This is a genomic window from Rhodanobacter sp. UC4443_H10 (assembly GCF_052978325.1).
This window is the reverse complement of record NZ_CM129668.1, coordinates 1,536,152-1,555,816: the sequence shown is the minus strand read 5'-3', so window position 1 is coordinate 1,555,816 and position 19,665 is coordinate 1,536,152. Positions and strand designations below refer to the sequence as shown.

At 69.2% G+C, this 19,665-nt stretch carries 20 protein-coding genes; all 20 read left to right on the top strand.

Annotation, left to right across the window (positions count from 1 at the left end):
• The first annotated feature begins 5 nt into the window (after window positions 1-5).
• The 20 genes from fliG to ACVCMB_RS07350 all read left to right on the top strand — a co-directional run bounded on the left by fliG (window position 6) and on the right by ACVCMB_RS07350 (window position 19,664).
• Entirely contained in the window at window positions 6-995 is a 990-nt protein-coding gene (gene fliG, locus ACVCMB_RS07445; RefSeq protein ID WP_395121229.1) for a flagellar motor switch protein FliG, read from the top strand.
• On the top strand, window positions 995-1,642 hold the full coding sequence (locus ACVCMB_RS07440) for a flagellar assembly protein FliH (RefSeq protein ID WP_447106534.1): 648 nt from the start codon (window positions 995-997) through the stop codon (window positions 1,640-1,642). Before fliG ends, ACVCMB_RS07440 begins: the two co-directional genes overlap by 1 nt.
• A 207-nt stretch (window positions 1,643-1,849) precedes the next feature.
• On the top strand, window positions 1,850-3,217 hold the full coding sequence (fliI, locus tag ACVCMB_RS07435; protein ID WP_447106533.1) for a flagellar protein export ATPase FliI: 1,368 nt from the start codon (window positions 1,850-1,852) through the stop codon (window positions 3,215-3,217).
• Window positions 3,214-3,636, top strand: a complete 423-nt coding sequence (gene fliJ, locus ACVCMB_RS07430; RefSeq protein WP_395119816.1) for a flagellar export protein FliJ — start codon at window positions 3,214-3,216, stop codon at window positions 3,634-3,636. The genes fliI and fliJ overlap by 4 nt, the downstream gene beginning before the upstream one ends.
• A gap of 82 nt (window positions 3,637-3,718) precedes the next feature.
• Window positions 3,719-4,879 carry a flagellar hook-length control protein FliK gene (locus tag ACVCMB_RS07425; protein WP_447106532.1) on the top strand — a complete coding sequence of 387 codons (1,161 nt, stop codon included), beginning with the start codon at window positions 3,719-3,721 and terminating at the stop codon, window positions 4,877-4,879.
• Between the two features lie 313 nt (window positions 4,880-5,192).
• Window positions 5,193-5,687, top strand: a complete 495-nt coding sequence (locus ACVCMB_RS07420) for a flagellar basal body-associated FliL family protein (RefSeq protein ID WP_395119814.1) — start codon at window positions 5,193-5,195, stop codon at window positions 5,685-5,687.
• Between the two features lie 15 nt (window positions 5,688-5,702).
• On the top strand, window positions 5,703-6,719 hold the full coding sequence (gene fliM, locus ACVCMB_RS07415; RefSeq protein WP_395119813.1) for a flagellar motor switch protein FliM: 1,017 nt from the start codon (window positions 5,703-5,705) through the stop codon (window positions 6,717-6,719).
• Entirely contained in the window at window positions 6,716-7,060 is a 345-nt protein-coding gene (gene fliN / locus ACVCMB_RS07410; RefSeq protein ID WP_395119812.1) for a flagellar motor switch protein FliN, read from the top strand. Before fliM ends, fliN begins: the two co-directional genes overlap by 4 nt.
• Before the next feature lie 7 nt (window positions 7,061-7,067).
• A complete protein-coding gene (locus ACVCMB_RS07405; RefSeq protein WP_447106531.1) occupies window positions 7,068-7,580 on the top strand; it encodes a FliO/MopB family protein in 513 nt (170 codons plus the stop codon).
• A gap of 14 nt (window positions 7,581-7,594) precedes the next feature.
• Entirely contained in the window at window positions 7,595-8,323 is a 729-nt protein-coding gene (gene fliP, locus ACVCMB_RS07400) for a flagellar type III secretion system pore protein FliP (protein WP_447107147.1), read from the top strand.
• 829 nt (window positions 8,324-9,152) lie between these two features.
• Window positions 9,153-9,422, top strand: coding sequence for a flagellar biosynthesis protein FliQ (gene fliQ, locus ACVCMB_RS07395; protein ID WP_395119810.1), 270 nt, complete (start codon window positions 9,153-9,155; stop codon window positions 9,420-9,422).
• Window positions 9,419-10,186, top strand: a complete 768-nt coding sequence (fliR, locus tag ACVCMB_RS07390) for a flagellar biosynthetic protein FliR (RefSeq protein ID WP_395119809.1) — start codon at window positions 9,419-9,421, stop codon at window positions 10,184-10,186. Before fliQ ends, fliR begins: the two co-directional genes overlap by 4 nt.
• Window positions 10,187-10,190: 4 nt before the next feature.
• Window positions 10,191-11,330, top strand: coding sequence for a flagellar biosynthesis protein FlhB (gene flhB / locus ACVCMB_RS07385; RefSeq protein ID WP_395119808.1), 1,140 nt, complete (start codon window positions 10,191-10,193; stop codon window positions 11,328-11,330).
• 12 nt (window positions 11,331-11,342) lie between these two features.
• Window positions 11,343-13,433: a flagellar biosynthesis protein FlhA gene (flhA, locus tag ACVCMB_RS07380; RefSeq protein ID WP_447106530.1), complete on the top strand. Its 2,091-nt coding sequence runs from the start codon at window positions 11,343-11,345 to the stop codon at window positions 13,431-13,433.
• A 256-nt stretch (window positions 13,434-13,689) separates the two neighbouring features.
• Window positions 13,690-15,003, top strand: a complete 1,314-nt coding sequence (gene flhF, locus ACVCMB_RS07375) for a flagellar biosynthesis protein FlhF (RefSeq protein ID WP_447106529.1) — start codon at window positions 13,690-13,692, stop codon at window positions 15,001-15,003.
• Window positions 15,004-15,017: 14 nt separating this feature from the next.
• On the top strand, window positions 15,018-15,959 hold the full coding sequence (locus ACVCMB_RS07370) for a MinD/ParA family protein (RefSeq protein WP_395119805.1): 942 nt from the start codon (window positions 15,018-15,020) through the stop codon (window positions 15,957-15,959).
• Window positions 15,956-16,684, top strand: a complete 729-nt coding sequence (locus ACVCMB_RS07365) for an RNA polymerase sigma factor FliA (protein WP_447106528.1) — start codon at window positions 15,956-15,958, stop codon at window positions 16,682-16,684. Before ACVCMB_RS07370 ends, ACVCMB_RS07365 begins: the two co-directional genes overlap by 4 nt.
• Before the next feature lie 58 nt (window positions 16,685-16,742).
• Entirely contained in the window at window positions 16,743-17,150 is a 408-nt protein-coding gene (cheY, locus tag ACVCMB_RS07360; RefSeq protein WP_136257437.1) for a chemotaxis response regulator CheY, read from the top strand.
• Window positions 17,147-17,788: a protein phosphatase CheZ gene (locus tag ACVCMB_RS07355; RefSeq protein ID WP_447106527.1), complete on the top strand. Its 642-nt coding sequence runs from the start codon at window positions 17,147-17,149 to the stop codon at window positions 17,786-17,788. The genes cheY and ACVCMB_RS07355 overlap by 4 nt, the downstream gene beginning before the upstream one ends.
• Window positions 17,789-17,801: 13 nt before the next feature.
• A complete protein-coding gene (locus tag ACVCMB_RS07350) occupies window positions 17,802-19,664 on the top strand; it encodes a chemotaxis protein CheA (protein WP_447106526.1) in 1,863 nt (620 codons plus the stop codon).
• Window position 19,665: the final 1 nt, after the last annotated feature.

The window sequence follows — 19,665 nt, the reverse complement described above, 5'->3', positions numbered from 1 at the left end:
CGCCGATCACCGGTGCCCAGCGTGCGGCGATCCTGCTGCTGACTCTGGGCGAGCAGGACGCCGCCGAGGTGCTCAAGCACCTCAGCGCCCGCGACGTGCAGACCATCGGCACCGCGATGGCCGCGCTGACCAGTGTCAGCCGCGAACACGTGACCAAGGCGCTGGACAAGCTAGACGAGGACATCGGGCGGCAGACCTCGCTCGGCGTGGGCACCGAGGAATACATCCGCAAGATCCTGGTCAACGCGCTGGGCGAGACCAAGGCCGGCGGCCTGATCGACCGCATCCTGCTCGGGCGTTCCAGCAAGGGCCTGGAATCGCTCAAGTGGATGGAAAGCCGCGCCATCGCCGAGATGATCAACCAGGAGCACCCGCAGATCATCGCGCTGGTGCTGGCGCACCTGGAACCGGACCAGGCCGCCGAGGTGATCGGCTACCTGCCGCCGCGCGTGCGTTCCGACGCGGTGATGCGCATCGCCACGCTCGACGGCGTGCAGCCGCATGCGCTGAACGAGCTGGACGAAATCATGGAGCGCCAGTTCTCCGGCGGCTCCAAGAAACTCAAGTCCGCCAGCGTCGGCGGGCTGAAGGCTGCCGCCGACATCCTCAACGCGATGGAAGGCAGCCGCGAGGCCGAGCTGATGTCGGCCATCCGCAGCCAGGACGAAACGCTGGGCGAGAAGATCGAAGACCTGATGTTCGTGTTCGAGGATCTGGTGGAGCTGGACGACCGCGGCATGCAGGTGCTGCTGCGCGAAGTGCCCTCGGCCACCCTGGTCACCGCGCTGAAGGGCGCCGAGCCGGAGATCCGCGAAAAGATCTTCGCCAACATGTCCAAGCGCGCCGCCGACATGATGCGCGACGACCTCGAAGTGAAGGGCCCGGTGCGCCTGAGCGAAGTCGACGCGGCGCAGAAGGAAGTGCTCGGCATCGCCCGCAAGCTGTCCGACGCCGGCCAGCTCAGCCTCGCCGGCGGCGGGGATGAGTTCGTCTGATGGTCGCCGTGTTCCACCACGCGGCACAGGACTTCCGGCGCTGGGAACTGCCCGAGGTCGGCAACGATCACCCGCATCGCCGCGCGACCGATCCGCCGGCCCCGCAACCGACCGTGCGCGAGCTGGAGGCGCTGCACCAGCAGGCGCGGGCGGAAGGCTTCACCAGCGGCCACGCCGAAGGGCTGGCTGCCGGCCAGCAACAGGTGCGCGAGCAGCTGGCCCGACTCGCCGCGCTGTGCGACGCCGTCGCCCGTCCGCTGCAGTCGCTCGACGAACAGGTCGAGAAGGAACTGGCGCGGCTGGCCACGGTGATCGCGCGCCGGGTCATCGTGCGCGAATTGAAACTCTCCCCCGAGCTGATCGTGCAAGCCGTGCGCCAGGCCGCGACCGCGCTGCCCGCCGCCGCCCGCGAGCTGCGCGTGCACGTGCACCCGGACGACCTGGCCCTGCTGCATGACCTCGGCGCGGTCGAAAGCCACTGGCAACTGCTCGCCGATCCCGCCCTGGCGCGCGGCGACTGCCGCCTGGAAAGCGAGCGCTCGCGGCTGGATGCGCGGGTGGATGCCCGCCTGGCCGCGGTGGTCGATGCCGTGCTCGGCGACGACGCCGGTGACGAGATTGTTGAAGCAGGGGAGGGCGATGCATGAGTCCTGTCTCCCGTCACCGCCCCCCGCGCCCCGCCGGAAACTCCCTTTCGTCGTTCCAGCGAAAGCTGGAACCCAGCGTCTCCGAAGCACCGGAAAGGCGCTGGGTCCCGGCTTTCGCCGGGATGACGGCAGGATCACCGACGCCATCCGATGGCGACAACCGTCTCTCACTTCCCACCACTCACTCCTCACTCCTCGTTCCCGTCCATGACGCCTGAATCCGCCATCGCCGCACGCCGCCAGACGTGGCAGCAGAAGCTGGCACGGCGGCGCAGTCTCGCCGAGACCGCGCGCACGCTGGTGGTCGAGGGCAGCCTGCGCCGGGTGGTCGGCCTCACCCTGGAGGCCGAGGGTTGCGAGGCCGCGCTGGGCGCGCGTTGCCTGGTCGACACCGCCGACGGCGCCACGCTGGATACCGAAGTGGTCGGCTTCGCCGACGAGCGCCTGCTGCTGATGCCGGTGGGCGACATGCACGGCGTGTTGCCGAATGCGCGGGTACGCCCGTGCGCGCGCAGCGGCGGCCTGCCGGTGGGCGCGGGCCTGCTCGGCCGCGTGATCGGCGCCGACGGCGTGCCGCTGGACGGGCACGGTCCGCTGGAATCGGACGAGCAGGCCGCGCTCAAGGCCGAGCCGATCAACCCGATGGCGCGCAAGCCGATCGACACGCCGCTGGACACCGGCGTGCGCGCGATCAATGCGCTGCTTACCGTCGGCCGTGGCCAGCGCCTGGGCCTGTTCGCCGGCTCCGGCGTGGGCAAGTCCACCCTGCTCGGCATGATGACCAAATACACCAACGCCGACGTGGTGGTGGTGGGGCTGATCGGCGAACGCGGCCGCGAAGTGAAGGAGTTCGTCGAACACACGCTGGGCGAGGAAGGCCGCCGCCGCGCGGTGATCGTTGCCGCGCCCGCCGACGCGCCGCCGCTCAAGCGCCTGCGCGGCGCGCAGTACGCCACGGCGATCGCCGAGTGGTTCCGCGACCGCGGCCAGCGCGTGCTGCTGCTGATGGATTCGCTCACCCGCTACGCCCAGGCGCAGCGCGAGATCGCGCTGGCGATCGGCGAGCCACCGGCGACCAAGGGTTATCCGCCGTCGGTGTTCGCGATGATGCCGGCGCTGGTCGAGCGTGCCGGCAACGATGCCGACGGCAAGGGTTCGATCACCGCGTTCTACACCGTGCTCACCGAGGGCGACGACTATCGCCACGACCCGATCGCCGATGCGGCGCGCGCGATCCTGGACGGCCATATCGTGCTCTCGCGCGACCTCGCCGAAGCCGGCCATTACCCGGCCATCGACATCGAGGCCTCGATCAGTCGCGTGATGCCGGCGGTCGCCACGCGCGAGCACATGCGCAGCGCGCAGCGCTTCCGCCAGGTCTATTCCGCCTATCGCCAGCAACGCGACCTGATCGCGGTGGGTGCCTACCAGAAGGGCTCCGACCCGCAGGTGGACCAGGCCATCGAGATGTGGCCGCAGCTGCGTGCGTTCCTGCAGCAGGAAGTGGACGAACCAATCACCCTCGACCAGGCCATCGAACGCCTGGCCGTGCTGGCCGAACAGGTGCATGAATGAGTTCCCGCGCCGAACGATTGCAGCCGGCCGTGGACCAGGCCCGCCAGCGCAGCGAGGATGCGCTGGCCCGTTTCGCCGCGCAGCAGCAGCAGCTGGCGCGCGCCGAACACCAGCTGAGCGAACTGCATCGCTATCGCGACGAATACGCCAACGGCGGCGACGCCGCCTCCAGCGTCAGCGCCATGCTCAACCGGCAGGCCTTCGTGCAGCGCATCGACCAGGCGATCACCCAGCAGGTGGCCGAGGTCGCCCGCCAGCAGCGCCAGCTGGAGCTGGTGCGCGCGGACTGGACCCACAGCCACGCCCGCGAGAGCGCGCTGGACAGCGTGGTCGCCCATCACGTCGAGAACGAACGCCGCGCCGAGGAACGCCGCGAGCAGGCCGAGCTCGACGAACGTTTCCAGCACCGGCGGCCGTGATGCGTCGCGCCCGCCGATCCCGCCTCGGCCACGTGCCTGCGTCTCCGCGCGGCCGTGTTGTCCCGCCAGGAGCCTTCATGCCATGACTGCCACCCACGTCGGATCGTTGTCCGCTTCCACGGTCGCCGCGAAGACGGCTGCGAACACGGGTACGCCGGAGTCGCCGGGCACGGCACCGTTCCACCAGCGCTTGCAGGACGCGCGCGGGCAGGGCGGTTCCCCCGCCCGCGATGCGCACGATGCGCGCCCGCAGCGCGGCCCGGACCCGGGGCGCGACCGTCGCGACGATCCCTCGCCGAAGGGGCCGGACGCGCAGCTGTCGTCCGCCGCCGCTCGCCTGGATACATCGCGCGACGCTGTCACGCCGCCGCCGGCTGCCGACGCCACCGCTCCCACGCTGCCGGTCGCGGCGCCGCCGCCACCGCCACCGCCCAAGGCGATTGCCGACGTGGCCACCGTCGAACCCGCCGGTGGCAAGGACGACGACACCGATACGGGCGCCACTGCCCTGGTCGAAGCGATGCTTGCCTTGATCGCTCCCGCGCCAGTCCATCCCGCCGCACCTGCCGGCAGCGTCGCGACCGGCATCGTCGACGCCACGGCGGCACGGCTGGCCGCCGCACAGGCCGGGCTTGCCGCGCTCGGCCAGGCCGGAGCAAGCGCCGCGCCCGCCGCGCCTGCCGTCGACCCCGCCGTCATGGCCGCGACCACCACCGTCCCTGCCGCCGAACTGCTGAAGCTCGACCCGGACGCCACCCGCGAAACGGTGCGACTCGACCCCGCCCCCGGCGCGGCGCCCGTCATCACCCACACCGCGGCGACAGTGGCGCCGACTGCCGCGCCGGTGCCGGTGGCCCCTGCACACGCCTTCGCGCAGGAGCTGGGCCAGCAGCTGGCCTGGTTCGTCGGCCATGACGTCAAGCAGGCGCGCATCCGCCTGCATCCGGAAGAGCTGGGTTCGCTCGACCTGAAGATCAGCGTGCAGCACAACCGTGTCGACGTGGTCTTGCAGGCCCAGCATCCCGGCGCCGTCATCGCCGTGCAGCAGGCTCTGCCCCAGCTCGACCAGATGCTCGCTCGCCACGGCTTGTCGCTCGGCCACGCCGACGTGGGCCAGCACGATCGCGGCGGCCAGGCCGGCCATCGCGGACAGGGCGACGAGATTGCCGCCATCGACGAAGTCACCGGCCCCGGCCAGACCGTCCCGCTGACCCAGCTCGGGCTCGTCGACGCCTTCGCCTGAACCCCGATCCGCGAACAGGCGTGCTGCCTGGAGCGGGCACTGCCCGCCGCTTCCTCGTCCCGGCGCGAAGAAGAGCCGGCGGGCGGCACCCGACCTGTGGGGAATGGCGTCTTGCAGGAACGTCATTCGCCCGCCGCGGGCGCGCTGTCGGGATGGCGCCGCGCCACCGCTCCGGCACGCGTCAAGAAAGCGCCGCCCACGCCTGAAACCCACGCAAATGCATGAATAAAAACATGTATTTGTGATGGCACGCGGATTGCTTTCCATCTCGCAAGCCGGCGACGGCAGCCCCGATCCCCACACGAGATTCTCCATGAGCGACGACGAAGCACCCGAGGTAGTGGAAGACGAAGAGCTGGTACCGAGCCGGCGTTCGCCCTTGCTGATCGGAATCGTGGCGGTGCTGCTCGTCGCGCTGGCCGGCGGCGGCTACTACTGGCAATCGCATCGCGCCGGGTCGGACAAGCAGGCGAAGGCGGAGGCGAACAAGCCGGAGATTTTCCTGGCGATGGACCCGGCGTTCGTGGTCACCCTGCGCGATGGCGATGCGCTGCGTTACCTGCAGGTGGGCGTGACCCTGATGGCGCACGACCAGCAGGCCATCACGGTGGCCAAGGACGTCGACCCGATCCTGCGTGACGGGCTGGTTTCGCTGTTCAGCAGCCAGAAGTTCGAGACGGTCAGCGAGACCGCCGGCCGCGAGAAGCTGCAGGCCGACGCGCTGGCCGAGGTGCGCAAGGTGGTCGGCAAGCGGCTCGGCCGGCCGGGCATCGACGCGCTGTATTTCACCAGCTTCGTGATCCAGTAGGCGGGAGCCACGGCCATGAGCGACCTGCTTTCCCAGGACGAAATCGATGCGCTGATGGATGGCGTCACCGGCGGCACGGTGGCCACCGGCAGCGACGAACCGCTGCCGCCGGATGCGGTGATCAGCTACGACTTTACCCAGCAGGACCGCATCGTGCGCGGCCGCCTGCCCACGCTGGAGATGGTCAACGACCGCTTCGCGCGGTTCTTCCGCACCGCGCTGTTCGGCGTGCTGCGCAAGACCTGCGAGGTCTCGGTGCTGGGCGTGAAGATGGTGAAGTTCGCCGAGTACGTGCACGGCCTGGCGCTGCCCAGCAACTTGAACATGGTGCGCATCAAGCCGCTGCGCGGCAACGCGCTGGTGGTGTTCGAGCCGCGCCTGGTGTTCACCGTGATCGACAATTTCTTCGGCGGCGACGGCCGCTTCCACGCGCGCATCGAGGGCCGCGACTTCACTGCGACCGAGAATCGCGTGATCCAGATCATGCTCGCCGAGCTGTTCGGTGCGATGGCCGAGGCGTGGGCGCCGGTGCTGGCGCTCAACTTCGAGTACCTCAACTCGGAGATCAACCCGCAGTTCGCCAACATCGTCAGTCCCACCGAGACGGTGGTGGTGTCGCGCTTCCACGTCGAACTGGACGGCGGCGGCGGCGAAGTCCACCTGACCATGCCCTACGCGATGGTCGAACCGATCCGCACCCTGCTCGACGCCGGCGTGCAGAGCGACCGCATGGATGGCGACGACCGCTTCGCCGAGATGCTGCGCGAGGAAGTGCTCGACGCCGAGGTCGACGTGAGCTCGCTGCTGCTGGAGGCGCAGCTGAGTCTGGGCCAGTTCCTGCACTTGCGCCCCGGCGACGTGATCCCCGTGCAGCTGCCCGAGCTGACCACCGTGTATGCCGAGGACGTGCCGGTTTTCCGCGGCCGCTACGGCCAGTCCAACGGCCGCAACGCCGTGCGTTTCCATGTCCCGGCCGGTCGTCGCGAGCGACAGGCAGCCACCGATCCCTCCACCCGGAAGAACCTCTCATGAACCAGTCTGCAGATGCCTTCGCCGATGCCGGCGAGCGCGTTCAATTCGATGCCCTGCACGGGGCTGCGGCCGATGGCGGCGACGTCAACCTCGACATGATCCTCGACGTGCCGGTGACCCTGGCGATGGAAGTCGGCCGCACCCGCATCAGCATCCGCAACCTGCTGCAGCTCAACCAGGGCTCGGTGGTGGAACTGGACCGCGCCGCGGGCGAACCGCTGGACGTGTTCGTCAACGGCACCCTGGTGGCGCACGGCGAGGTGGTGGTGATCAACGAGAAGTTCGGCATCCGCCTGACCGACGTGATCAGCCCCGCCGAGCGCGTGCGCAAGTTGCGGTGACAGCGCCGTGAATTCGCCCTTCGACAGGCTCAGGACAGTGAAACCGGATCGCGCAGGCAGGATGCCGGAGCGAACATCGGCGCAGCCGATGGCCCGCAGGGCGAGCCGCCGATGCGGCGAGTCAATCGGGAATCGGATTGTCGCGGCCCTGGCGCCGGCAGCGTTGCCCGCCGCCGACATCAACGTGGGCGGCGAACTGTTGCGGGTGATCGTCAGCCTGGTGGCGATCATCGCGATGATTCTCGTCGCCGGTTGGGTCACGCGTCGGTTGCAGCGTCGGCCGGGCGGCGGCGGGCGGCGCATCCGCTGCGTGGAATCGTTCGCCGTGGGCGCGCGCGAGCGCCTGCTGCTGCTGGACGCGGACGGCAAGCGGCTGTTGATCGGCACCGGCCCCGGTGGCATGCGCACCCTGCATGTCTACGACAGCGAGGCGCCGCGCGACATCGTTCCGGCGGCATCGAACGAGCCGCTCAAACCCGTGTTCGGCGATCTGCTGGCGCGACTGAAGGTGCGCTCGTGAGCGCGCGGCACTGGATCATCGGCGGCGCGCTGCTGCTGTTGCCGCTGGCCACCCTGGCGGCCACGCCGGGCATTCCGCTGGTGAACGTGCAACCGGCCGCCGACGGCAGCCAGAGCTGGACGCTGTCGCTGCAGATGCTGGCGCTGATGACGGCGCTGACGCTGCTGCCGGCGATCGCGCTGATGATGACCTCGTTCACCCGCATCATCATCGTGCTCGGCTTCCTGCGCCAGGCGCTTGGCACGCAGTCCACGCCGCCCAACCAGGTGCTGCTGGGGCTGGCGCTGTTCCTCACCCTGTTCGTGATGTCGCCCGTGCTCACCCGCGCCTACGACGACGGCATCAAGCCCTACATGGACGGCCAGATCACCGCCGAGCAGGCACTGCCGGCGGCCTCCGCACCGTTCAAGCATTTCATGCTCGAGCAGACCCGCGACGCCGACCTGCAGCTGTTCACCCGCCTGGCCAAGGAGAAGCCCTATGCCAGCAAGGCCGACGTGCCGTTCAAGGTGGCGATGCCGGCGTTCCTCACCAGCGAGCTGAAGACCGCGTTCCAGATGGGCTTCCTGCTGTTCATCCCGTTCCTCATCATCGACCTGGTGGTGGCCAGCGTGCTGATGTCGATGGGCATGATGATGGTCTCTCCGATGATCATCTCGCTGCCATTCAAGATCATGCTGTTCGTGCTGGTGGACGGGTGGACGTTGTTGCTGGGCACGCTGGCGGGGAGTTTTTTCACGTGAGCGTGCACGCGACCACGCTCTTTTGCTCCCTCGCTCGAGGCCATGTAGGAGCGCACCCTGTGCGCGATGCTCTTGCTCTTGGCGCGGGTGCAATCAAGGTCAAGAGCGGTCGATCGCCTACGGCGACCGAGTCACTTTCTCTTTGCGTGGCCAAAGAGAAAGTAACCAAAGAGAAAGGCCACCCCGCTTTCGCGCCTTGTGGGCATCCTGCCCACAAGGTTCGCGGGCGGCTTACGGGGTTTGTCGACAGGGCATCCTGCCCTGACGCCAAACTGGCCGGCATCCTTGCCGGCCACCCTGCGGGCTTTCCTTCATCCGCCCGCCGCTGCAGAGGGGCCCCGGGTAGAGCAGCGGGCCGTCGTGGCCCGCACTCCGTGATAAAGCTGAAAAGCAAGAGCCAGAGCCAGAGCAGAGTGCCGGTTCGCCACGGCTTTGATTTTGATCTGGCCGTTCTGAATAGTGCGGGCCACGATGGCCCGCTGCTCTGCCGGGGCCCCTGTGCGGCGGTGAGTCGGGGTCGACAGGCCGCGCAGCGGGCATCGGCAGGGATGCCGATGCCTTTTCGCCCGGACAGGAGTCCGGTCGAAAAGCCCGGCCCCGGCTCACGGACTTGCCGCCCATGGATGGGCGGCAAGCGCCAAGCGGGGTGGCCTTCTCTTTTGGTTACTTTTCTCTTGGCCACGCAAGAGAAAAGTGACTCGGTCGCCGAAGGCGATCGACCGCTCTTCGCTCCGAATGTGCCGCGAGCAAGAGCATCGCGCACAGAGTGCGTTCCTACAGGGGCAAAGCGAACCCCGCTCTCGGCGAACCACACCGCAGGACCCCGCCCATGACCCCCGAATCCATCATGGAACTCGGCCAGCATGCGCTCTACGTGGCGATGCTGGTGGCCGCGCCGCTGCTGCTCACCGCGCTGGCGGTGGGCCTGCTCATCGGCGTGATCCAGGCGGCGACGCAGATCAACGAGATGACGCTCAGCTTCATCCCCAAGCTGATCGCGATGGCGCTGGTGGCGCTGGTGGCGGGGCCGTGGATGCTGCGCCTGCTGGTGCAGTTCACCACGCAGCTGATCGAGAGCCTGCCGGGCGCGATCAGATGACTGCGCTGGATCTGGCGCAGCTCCCGGCGTGGCTGGGCAGCCTGTTCTGGTCGCTGGGGCGGGTCAGCGGGCTGTGCCTGGTGGCGCCGGTGTTCAGCTCCACGGTGATCCCGGCGCGCATCCGCGTGGGCGTGGTGGTGGTGCTCTCGCTGGTGCTGGCACCGCTGGCGCCGACCACGATCGATCCATTGAGCGGCGCGGGCGTGGCCACGCTGGCGGGGCAGGTGGTGATCGGTGCGATGGTGGGTTTCGTGCTGAAGCTGGTGTTCGAGGCCGTGTCGTTCGGCGGCGAGCTGGTGGCACAGAGCATGAGCCTTGGTTTTGCCCAGGTGGTCAGCCCGGGCGCCGGGCAGTCCACCGTGCTGAGCCAGTTCTACCTGTTGCTGGTGACCTTGCTGTTCCTGGTGATGGACGGCCATTTGCAGTTGATCGCGCTGCTGGCCGACAGCTTCCATGCCTTGCCGCCGGGTACGCCGGCGGTCAGCGCCAATGCGTTGCATGCGGTGGTGGCGTTCGGCACGGAGCTGTTTGCCGGTGCGGTGCGGGTGGCCTTGCCGGCGATGACGTCGCTGCTGGTGGTGAACATCGGCTTTGCCGCGATCAGCCGCGCGGCGCCGTCGATGAACCTGTTTGCGGTGGGCTTTCCGATCACCGTGTCGCTGGGCTTCATCGCCTTGTGGTTGTCGCTGCGCAGCCTGCCCGGCGCGTTCCAGGCGTTGCAGGGTGATGCCTGGTCGCTGATGCGCGAATTGATGGGGAGCTGACGCCATGTCCGACGACAGCGACCAGGAAAAAACCGAACAACCGACAGAAAAGAAACTTCGCGAATCGCGCGAGAAGGGCGAGGTTCCGCGATCGCGCGACCTGTCCGGCGCGCTGGTGGTGCTGGCCGGCGTGGCGGCGCTGATGGGCAGCGGGCAGAGCGGCCTGGAGCATGCGCGGCGCATCTTTGCGTTGGGCCTGGGCTACTCGCGCGATGCGCTGTTCACCGACGCGCTGGCCGGCAGTGCGCTGCACGCGGCGATGCACGAGGCGCTGCTGCTGTTCGCGCCGGTGGCCATCGCCACCTTGCTGGCCGCGCTGGCCGGGCCGCTGCTGCTGGGCGGGTTGAACTTCAGCACCGAGGCGCTGCAACCGAAGTTCGAGCGACTCGACCCGATCAAGGGGCTGGGCAAGATCTTCGCGCTGCGCGGCCTGGTGGAACTGGGCAAGGCACTGCTCAAGCTGTTGTTCATCGGTGGCGTGCTGGCGCTGGTGCTGCAGCACTGGCAGGGCGAACTGCAGGCCACCGGGCGCGGCTCGGTGGCGGCCGGCATCGCGCAGTCGATCGGGCTGCTCGGGCGTGCCGCGTTGTGGTTCGGCGTGATCCTGGCGCTGATCGGTGCGATCGATGCGCTGTACCAGAAGTTCGACCACGCCAAGAACCTGCGCATGACCAAGCAGGAGATCAAGGACGAGATGAAGGAGAGCGAGGGCAACCCCGAGATGAAGGGGCGCATCCGCCAGGTGCAGCAGGCGCAGGCGCGCCGCCGCATGATGGAGGACCTGCCCCGCGCCGACGTGCTGGTGGTCAATCCCACCCACTTCGCGGTGGCGCTGCGCTACGACGATGGCCGCATGGGCGCGCCGCGGGTGATCGCCAAGGGCGTCGACGTGCTGGCCGCGCAGATCCGCCTGGTGGCGGCCAGCCACCGCATCCCGGTGGTGGAAGCGCCGCCGTTGGCACGCGCCTTGTATGCAACGACTGAACTGGGTCGCGAAATCCCCGCTTCGCTGTTTGTCGCGGTGGCCCAGGTGCTTGCCTGGGTCTACCAGCTCAAGCAAGCCGCGGCGCAGGGCGAGAGCCCGCCGGCCGCACCCAACCCCGAGGTCGATCCTGACCTGATGGGCCCCTACCGCGATGCGTGACGAGTCAAAACGATGACGGGTGCAGACGTACTGGGCAATTTCAGACACCTCGCGCGACGGGGTGTTGGCGCGCCGGTGATCGTGCTGGCGATGCTGGGCATGCTGATGCTGCCGATGCCGCCGTTTTTGCTGGATATCCTGTTCAGCTTCAACATCGCCTTGTCGCTGGTGATTTTGCTGGCCGTGGTCTACGTGATGCGGCCGCTGGAGTTCGCCGCGTTCCCCACCGTGGTGCTGATGGCCACCTTGCTGCGGCTGGCGCTCAACATCGCCTCCACCCGCGTGGTGCTGCTGCACGGCCACGACGGCCCCGGCGCCGCCGGCAAGGTGATCGAGGCATTCGGCGAGTTCGTCATCGGCGGCAATTTCGCCGTGGGCCTGGTGGTATTCGCCATCATCGTGGTGATCAACTTCGTGGTGATCACCAAGGGCGCCACCCGCGTATCGGAGGTGACCGCGCGGTTCACCCTGGACGCCATGCCCGGCAAGCAGATGGCGATCGACGCCGACCTCAACGCCGGCCTGCTGACCCAGGAGCAGGCGCGCGAGCGGCGCCAGGAAGTGCGCGAGGAGGCGGACTTCTACGGCTCGATGGACGGCGCCTCGAAGTTCGTGCGCGGCGACGCCACCGCCGGCATCCTGATCCTGTTCATCAACATCGTCGGCGGGTTCTTCGTCGGCGTGATGCAGCACGGCCTGTCCGCCAGCGAGGCGGCGCGCACCTACACCTTGCTCACCATCGGCGATGGCCTGGTGGCGCAGGTGCCGGCGCTGCTGCTGTCGGTGGCCGCGGCGGTGATCGTCACGCGCGTGTCCAAATCGCAGGACATGGGCAAGCAGGTGATCGGCCAGGTGTTCGGCCAGCCGCGCGCGCTGGCGGTGGCCGCGGTGGTGCTGGGCGTGATGGGCGTGATCCCGGGCATGCCGAACGTGGCCTTCCTGCTGCTGGGCGGCATCTGCGGCGGCATCGCCTGGCTGCTGTTCAGGCGCGAGCGCGAGACGCGCGAGCGGCTGGCCGAGTCGGTAGCCGAGGCGCCGGTGGCGGCCGCACCGACCGAGCGGCTGGAGCTGGGCTGGGAGGACGTGGCCAGCGTCGATCCGCTGGGCCTGGAAGTGGGCTACCGGCTGATCCCGCTGGTCGACACCCACCAGGGCGGCGAGCTGATGGGGCGGATCAAGTCGGTGCGCCGCAAGCTGTCGCAGGAACTCGGTTTCCTGGTGCCGGCGGTGCATATCCGCGACAACCTGGACCTCGGCCCCAACACCTACCGCATCACCCTGATGGGCGTGCCGATGGGCGAGGCCGAGGTGCACAACGACCGCCTGATGGCGATCAATCCGGGCCAGGTGCACGGCACCTTGCAGGGCATCGCCACGCAGGACCCGGCATTCGGGCTGGAGGCGGTGTGGATCGAGAGCGGCCAGCGCGAGCTGGCGCAAAGCTACGGCTATACCGTGGTCGACCCGGCCACGGTGATCGCCACGCATCTGTCGCACATCCTGCAGGGCCACGCGCACGAACTGCTCAGCCACCAGGACGTGCAGCAACTGCTGGACCGGCTCGCCGCCAACGCGCCGAAGCTGGTCGAGGACCTGGTGCCCAAGCGGCTGTCGCTGGGCGTGGTGGTCAAGGTGCTGCAGAACCTGCTGGCCGAGCGGGTGCCGATCCGCAACATGCGCAGCATCGTCGAATCCTTGGCGGAGCACGCCGGGCAGAGTCAGGATCCCGGCGTTCTGACCGCCGCCGTGCGCGTCGCGCTGGGCCGGCAGATCGTGCAGGAGATCACCGGGCTGGGTACCGAGGTGCCGGTGATCACGCTGGCGCCGGAGCTCGAACAGATCCTGCTCGGCTCGCTTTCCGGCGGCGGCGTGGCCGGAGCCGCGGTGGAACCGGGCCTGGCCGACCGCCTGCAGCAGAGCGTGGCCGATGCCGCGCGACGCCAGGAAATGAGCGGCGAACCCGCGGTATTGCTGGTTGCGCCACCGCTGCGGCCATGGCTCGCGCGCTTCACCCGCCATGTGGCACAGAACCTGCACGTACTGGCCTACAACGAGGTGCCCGACAACCGTCGGGTGCGATTGGTACAAGCGCTGGGGCGCTAGCGCCCCAACGCCGGGAATAGGGAATAGGGAATAGGGAATAGGGAATAGGGAATAGGGAATAGGGAATAGGGAATAGGGAATAGGGAATAGGGAATAGGGAATAGGGAATAGGGAATAGGGAATAGGAAATGCGCGCACACGAAACTGAAATCGGGAATGGGAAATCGCGAAGGCCGCGTGCTGTCGAGCGCGACGCGGCTGCTTCTGCCGATTCCCTATTCCCCATTCCCTATTCCCGCGAGCGAAGCGAGCACCCATGAAAATCAAACGTTACGTAGCCCCCGACATGCGCCAGGCGATGCGCGAGGTGCGCGAGGAGCAGGGCGACGAGGCGGTGATCCTGTCGACGCGGCGGATTGCCGAGGGCATCGAGATCATCGCGGCGCTGGATTACGACGAAGCGCTGATGCGCGAGGCTTCGCGCCAGGGGGGCGCGCGTGCGCCGGCCGAGCCGCCACCGCCGTTGCCGGCGGCGAACAGCCAGCCGCCGGTCGCGGCGCCGGCGACGCGCGCGCCGGTTGCGGAGGCGCCCGCGCCTCGTGCCGCGGTGGCACCGCCGCCGCCGCGTCGTCCGCGCGTCGAGCCGACGCCTGCCGCGCCGGTCGCCGCGCGTGCCGCGGCCGCGCCGCTGATGGAACGTGCCGCGCAGGACACGGCGCGCCTGCGCAACGAGCTGGGCAGCATGCGCGAGATGCTGGAAGTGCAGTTGTCCAGCCTCGCCTGGAACGACCTGGAGCGGCGCCAGCCGCTGCGCGCGCGGGTGCTGCGCGAGATGACCCGCATCGGCATCGAGCCCGACGTGGCGCGTTTGCTGGTCGACGACCTGCCCGAGCAGATCAATGCCGAGCAGGCGCGCTACCTGCCGCTGGGCATGCTCAGCCGCCGCCTGGCGGTGAGCGGCCGCGCGCTGGCCGACGATGCGCCGATGGTCACCGCCCTGGTCGGTCCCACCGGCGTGGGCAAGACCACCACCATCGCCAAGCTCGCCGCCCGCGCGGTGATGCGCCACGGCGCCGACCAGGTCGCCCTGGTCAGCACCGACCACTACCGCATCGGCGCGGCCGCGCAACTGGAACACTACGGCCGCCTGCTCGGCGTGCGCGTCTACCCGGCCTACGACGGCGACAGCCTGCGCAAGGTGCTGGAGCTGCTGCGCGATCGCCACACCGTGCTGATCGACACCGCCGGCGTGGCCAGCCACGATCCGCGGCTCAACCAGCAGCTGGACACCCTGGCCCAGGCCAATGAACTGCGCGCCACCCTGGTGCTGGCGGCGAACACGCATGCACAGTCGCTGGACGACGCCGTGCGCGCCTACCTGCCGCTGCAGCCGCAGGCCTGCATCCTGACCAAGCTCGACGAAGCGCCCAACCTGGGCGGCGCGCTGTCGGTGCTGATCCGGCGCCGGCTGGCGCTGGACTACACCACCGACGGCCAGCGCGTGCCGGAGGACATCAGCGTGGCCGACGCGCGCGTGCTGGTGTGCCGCGCGGCGCAATCGCTGAAGACCGGCATTCCCGACGACAGCCTGATGGCCGACCGGTTCGGACTGGCGGTAGCCAGCGCATGAGCGGAGTACCTGCAATGGACCAGGCCTTCGGGCTGCAACAGACACTGGGCATGGCCGCCGGCCCGGCGACCCCGCCGGCCGCGCTGCCGCCGGGTCACCAGGCCAGCAACCTGTTCGGCAACGGCGCGCCCGCACGCCCGCCGTGCCGCACCATCGCGGTGGCCGGCGGCAAGGGTGGCGTGGGCAAGAGCACGGTCGCGGTGAACCTGGCGATGGCACTGTCCATCGCCGGCCGCGAGGTGATGCTGCTGGACGCCGACATGGGCCTGGCCAACGTCGACGTGATGCTCGGGCTCACCCCCTCGCGCCACATCGGCCACCTGCTCGACGGCGAGTGCACGCTGGAGGAACTGCTGCTGCCCGCCGCGCGCGGCCTGCAGGTGGTGCCGGCCGGCTCCGGTGCGCGCCGGCTGGCGCAGCTCGACAACGGCGAGCACGCGGCGATCATCCGCGCGTTCGACGAACTGGCGCGCCCGCCCGAATTCCTGCTGGTGGACACCGCTGCCGGCCTGTCCGACAACGTGACCATGTTTGCCGCCGCCGCCTCGGACGTGATCCTGGTGGTGTGCGACGAGCCCGCCTCGCTGACCGACGCCTACGGCCTGACCAAGGTGCTCAGCCGCGATTTCGGCGTGCGGCGCATCCGCATGGTGGCCAACATGGTGCGCAACGAGGGCGATGCGCGCGCGCTGCACCAGAAGCTGGCGCGGGTCAGCGACCGCTTCCTGGACGTGGTGATCGATTTCAGTGGATGGGTGCCGCACGACGAGCGTCTGCGCCAGGCCATCCGCAGGCAATGTGCCGTCGTCGACGTGTGGCCGTCGAGCCATTCGGCGCTGGCATTCAAGAAATTGGCGGAACTGGTCGATAAGTGGGCGGAGACGGACCGCGCAGTGTTCGACCGGATTGCCTTCTTTGGCGGCCGGAACGCAACGGCTGATGGGGTGCCGAGATGAGTGTGGCTTCGGAGTATCTGCAGGTTTCCCGCGAAAGTGCCGACGAACTGGTACGCCGGCATGCACCGTTGGTGCGGCGGATCGCCTATCACCTGATGGGGCGGTTGCCGGCCAGCGTGGACGTGGGCGACCTGATCCAGTCGGGAATGATCGGTTTGCTGGAAGCGTCGCGCAATTTCGCCCAGAACCGCGGGGCGAGCTTCGAAACGTATGCGGGCATCCGCATCCGTGGCGCGATGCTGGACGAGCTGCGACGCACCGACTGGGCGCCGCGCTCGGTCCATCGCAAGACCCGCGAGGTGGCGGAGGTGATCCGCCAGATCGAGGTCGAGACGGGTGCGGAGGCGGACGAGAAGGAGGTGATGCGGCGGCTGGGCATCAGCGCCGAGGAATACCACCAGGTGCTGGCCGATGCCGCCTGCGTGCGGCTGCTCAGCCTCACCGGGTCGGACGACGGCGACGAGGGCGGCGTGATGGACGTGGCCGACGAGGGCAGCCTCGGGCCGTCGGAGAACATCGAGCGCGAGGGCATGCGTGAGGACCTGGCCGAGGCGATCAGCGGCCTGCCCGACCGCGAGCAGCTGGTGATGTCGCTGTACTACGAACAGGAGCTGAACCTGAAGGAGATCGGCGCGGTGCTCGGCGTGAGCGAGTCGCGCGTCTGCCAGATCCACGGGCAGGCGGTGCTCCGGTTGCGCGCACGACTTTCCGGCTGGCGCGGCTGACCGCGGCCGGACGGACCAAAACCAAGGGGCCGCCTGACGGCCCATGTGGAGAGAAGCGTTGGACAAGAACATGAAAATCCTGGTGGTGGACGACTTCTCCACCATGCGGCGCATCGTCAGGAACCTGCTGGTGGAGCTGGGTTTCAGCAACCCGCTGATCCAGGAGGCCGACGACGGCGAGAACGCGATCGCGATGCTGCGCAGCCAGCCGTTCGACCTGGTGGTCACCGACTGGAACATGCCCAACATGACCGGCATCGACCTGCTCAAGGCGATCCGCGCCGAAGCGTCGCTGAAGGGTCTGCCGGTGCTGATGGTCACCGCCGAGAACAACCGCGACCAGATCATCGCCGCCGCCCAGGCCGGCGTGAACGGCTACATCGTCAAGCCGTTCACCGCGGTCACGCTGAAGGAAAAACTCACCAAGATCTTCGAGCGCATCGCCGCCGGCGGGGTGACGGCATGAGCGCCGCACCCGCCCTCGCGATGGACGAGAACCTGCCGACCGAACTGCGCGCGCTGCTGAACAGCCCGGACGGCGCCGAGTTCGAACAGGCGCTGGACGCCATCGTGCGCCAGCGCGAGCAGCACATGTTCCGTGCACTCGGCCAGCTTGCGCGCGACCTGCACGACGCCGTGCGCCGGCTGGGCAGCGACCTGGCGCAGGACGGTTTCCCCGGCAATGCCGCCGATGCGCGCCGCTACCTGCAGGACGCGCTGGAGATGAGCGCGAACGCCGCGCATCGCACCATCGACTTCGCCGAACGCATGCGCCCGCAGGCCGAGGCGCTGACCATCAACGCCGCCGAAATGCTCAAGTGGTCGCAGGACAACGAGCCGGCTTCAGTGCTGGCGCGCGAGTCGGTGATGTTTGCCGACGGCTGCCGCGAAGGGCTGGCCGAACTGGTGGTGGCGCAGTCGTGGCAGGACCTCACCGGGCAACGCATCAAGAAGGTCGACAACTTCATCGGTTCGGTCGAGTCGACCCTGCTGGAACTGGTGCGCCTCACCGGCGCGCTGGCAGGCAGCGAGGTGCCGGCCAGCGTGGCCAAGGTTTCCAGCCAGGAGGAGGCCGATCGCCTGCTCAGCGAATTCGGGTTCTGAGGACATGGCCTCGATGGACACGGCATTCGACCTCGAGCTGCGCCAGGATTTCCTGGTCGAGGCCGGGGAGTTGCTGCAGCGGCTCGGCGAGCAACTGGTGGCGCTGGAGACGTCGCCGCGCGACAGCGAGCTGCTCAACGCCGTGTTTCGCGCGTTCCACACCGTCAAGGGCGGCGCCGGTTTCCTCGCGCTGGAGCCGATGGTGCTGCTGTGCCACCACGCCGAGGACCTGCTCAACGAGGCGCGCAACGGCAAGCTCGCGCTGGACGCCGCCCACATGGACGGCCTGCTGCAGGCGCTGGACCTGCTCAACGACATGATGGCCGCGGTGAGCGACGGCGGCGCGATGGCGATGCCGCCGCCGGCCCTGCTGCAGGCGCTCACGCCGCACGCCGCGGCGCCGGCACCGGTGGCCGCGCCGCCGCCGGCCGCGGCGCCTGCCGAAGCCGGCGCCATCGACGACAACGAATTCGAGGCGCTGCTGGACACCTTGTACGGCACCGCCGCCCCCGGCACCGTCGCGCCGGCCCCGCTTCCCGCCGCGCCGCCGGCCGGCATCGACGACGACGAGTTCGAGGCCCTGCTCGACAGCCTGCACGGCAAGCCGGGCCAGCCTGCCGCACCTTCACCTTCACCTGCACCGTCGCCCGCAACGACCGCGCCGTCGGCGAACGCCGCCCCGGCGCGTCCGGCCGCGGCGGCGGATCACTCGGTGCGGGTGGACACCGCGCGACTCGACCTGCTGGTCAACCACGCCGGCGAACTGGTGCTGCTGCGCAACCGCCTGCTCAGCCTGGCCGCGCGCCTCGGCGACGAATCGCTGGCCACCACCGCCGGCGAACTCGATCGCGTCACCGACGCGTTGCAGGGCGCGGCGATGGGCATGCGCATGCAGCCGGTCGGACGCCTGTTCCAGCGCTTCCCGCGAATCGTGCGCGACCTCGCGCGCCAGCTCGGCAAGGAGGTCGAACTGGTGCTGGAAGGCGAGGGCACCGACCTCGACCGCAGCCTGGTCGAAGCGCTGGCCGACCCGCTGATCCACCTGCTGCGCAACGCACTCGACCACGGCGTGGAAATGCCGGACGAACGCGAGTGCAACGGCAAGCCGCGCAAGGGCCGCATCGTGCTTTCCGCCAGTCAGCGCGGCGAGCGCATCGTGATCGCGGTCAGCGACGACGGCCACGGCATGGACCCGGACATCCTGCGCCGCAAGGCGGTCGAGAAGGGCCTGCTGGACAATGCCCAGGCCGCCCGCCTGAGCGACGCCGAGTGCTATGAACTGATCTTCCGCCCCGGCTTCAGCACCGCCGCGGCGGTGTCGGACATCTCCGGCCGCGGCGTCGGCATGGACGTGGTCAAGACCCGCGTGGCCGAGCTGGGCGGCACCTTGCGCGTGCAGTCGCGGCTGGGCCACGGCAGCGAGCTGGAACTGACCGTGCCGCTGACCCTCGCCGTGCTGCGCGTGCTGATGGTGCGCGTGGCCGACCGCCTGCTGGCGCTGCCGCTGGGCAACGTGCAGGAAGTGTTCGAACTGGCCGACGGCCAGGATCGCGAGCTGGACGGCCGCCTGGTCGCCGAGCACCGCGGCCGCGCGCTGCCGCTGACCGATCTCGCGCGCTGGGTGGGCACCGATGCCGGTGCCGGCCGCCACGTGGTGGTGCTGCACATCGGCCACCAGCGCCTCGGCTGCCTGGTGCACGAGGTGCGCGGGCGCGAGGACGTCATCGTCAAGCCGCTCGGCCCGCTGTTCGCCGACGCCTCGGGCATCGCCGGCGCCACCGTCACCGGCGACGGACGGCTGGCGCTGGTGATGGACCTGGCGGGCCTGGTCGCCGCGGCCGACAGCTGTTCCGCCTCGCTGCAGAAGGAAGTCTGAC

What these genes read in the sequence shown, in the direction of transcription:
- ACVCMB_RS07440 (WP_447106534.1), top strand. Translation starts at nt 995, where the DNA reads ATGGTCGCCGTGTTCCACCACGCGGCACAGGACTTCCGGCGCTGGGAA.
- fliI (WP_447106533.1), top strand. Translation starts at nt 1,850, where the DNA reads ATGACGCCTGAATCCGCCATCGCCGCACGCCGCCAGACGTGGCAGCAG.
- fliJ (WP_395119816.1), top strand. Translation starts at nt 3,214, where the DNA reads ATGAGTTCCCGCGCCGAACGATTGCAGCCGGCCGTGGACCAGGCCCGC.
- ACVCMB_RS07425 (WP_447106532.1), top strand. Translation starts at nt 3,719, where the DNA reads ATGACTGCCACCCACGTCGGATCGTTGTCCGCTTCCACGGTCGCCGCG.
- ACVCMB_RS07420 (WP_395119814.1), top strand. Translation starts at nt 5,193, where the DNA reads ATGAGCGACGACGAAGCACCCGAGGTAGTGGAAGACGAAGAGCTGGTA.
- fliM (WP_395119813.1), top strand. Translation starts at nt 5,703, where the DNA reads ATGAGCGACCTGCTTTCCCAGGACGAAATCGATGCGCTGATGGATGGC.
- fliN (WP_395119812.1), top strand. Translation starts at nt 6,716, where the DNA reads ATGAACCAGTCTGCAGATGCCTTCGCCGATGCCGGCGAGCGCGTTCAA.
- fliQ (WP_395119810.1), top strand. Translation starts at nt 9,153, where the DNA reads ATGACCCCCGAATCCATCATGGAACTCGGCCAGCATGCGCTCTACGTG.
- fliR (WP_395119809.1), top strand. Translation starts at nt 9,419, where the DNA reads ATGACTGCGCTGGATCTGGCGCAGCTCCCGGCGTGGCTGGGCAGCCTG.
- flhB (WP_395119808.1), top strand. Translation starts at nt 10,191, where the DNA reads ATGTCCGACGACAGCGACCAGGAAAAAACCGAACAACCGACAGAAAAG.
- flhA (WP_447106530.1), top strand. Translation starts at nt 11,343, where the DNA reads ATGACGGGTGCAGACGTACTGGGCAATTTCAGACACCTCGCGCGACGG.
- flhF (WP_447106529.1), top strand. Translation starts at nt 13,690, where the DNA reads ATGAAAATCAAACGTTACGTAGCCCCCGACATGCGCCAGGCGATGCGC.
- ACVCMB_RS07370 (WP_395119805.1), top strand. Translation starts at nt 15,018, where the DNA reads ATGGACCAGGCCTTCGGGCTGCAACAGACACTGGGCATGGCCGCCGGC.
- ACVCMB_RS07365 (WP_447106528.1), top strand. Translation starts at nt 15,956, where the DNA reads ATGAGTGTGGCTTCGGAGTATCTGCAGGTTTCCCGCGAAAGTGCCGAC.
- ACVCMB_RS07355 (WP_447106527.1), top strand. Translation starts at nt 17,147, where the DNA reads ATGAGCGCCGCACCCGCCCTCGCGATGGACGAGAACCTGCCGACCGAA.
- ACVCMB_RS07350 (WP_447106526.1), top strand. Translation starts at nt 17,802, where the DNA reads ATGGACACGGCATTCGACCTCGAGCTGCGCCAGGATTTCCTGGTCGAG.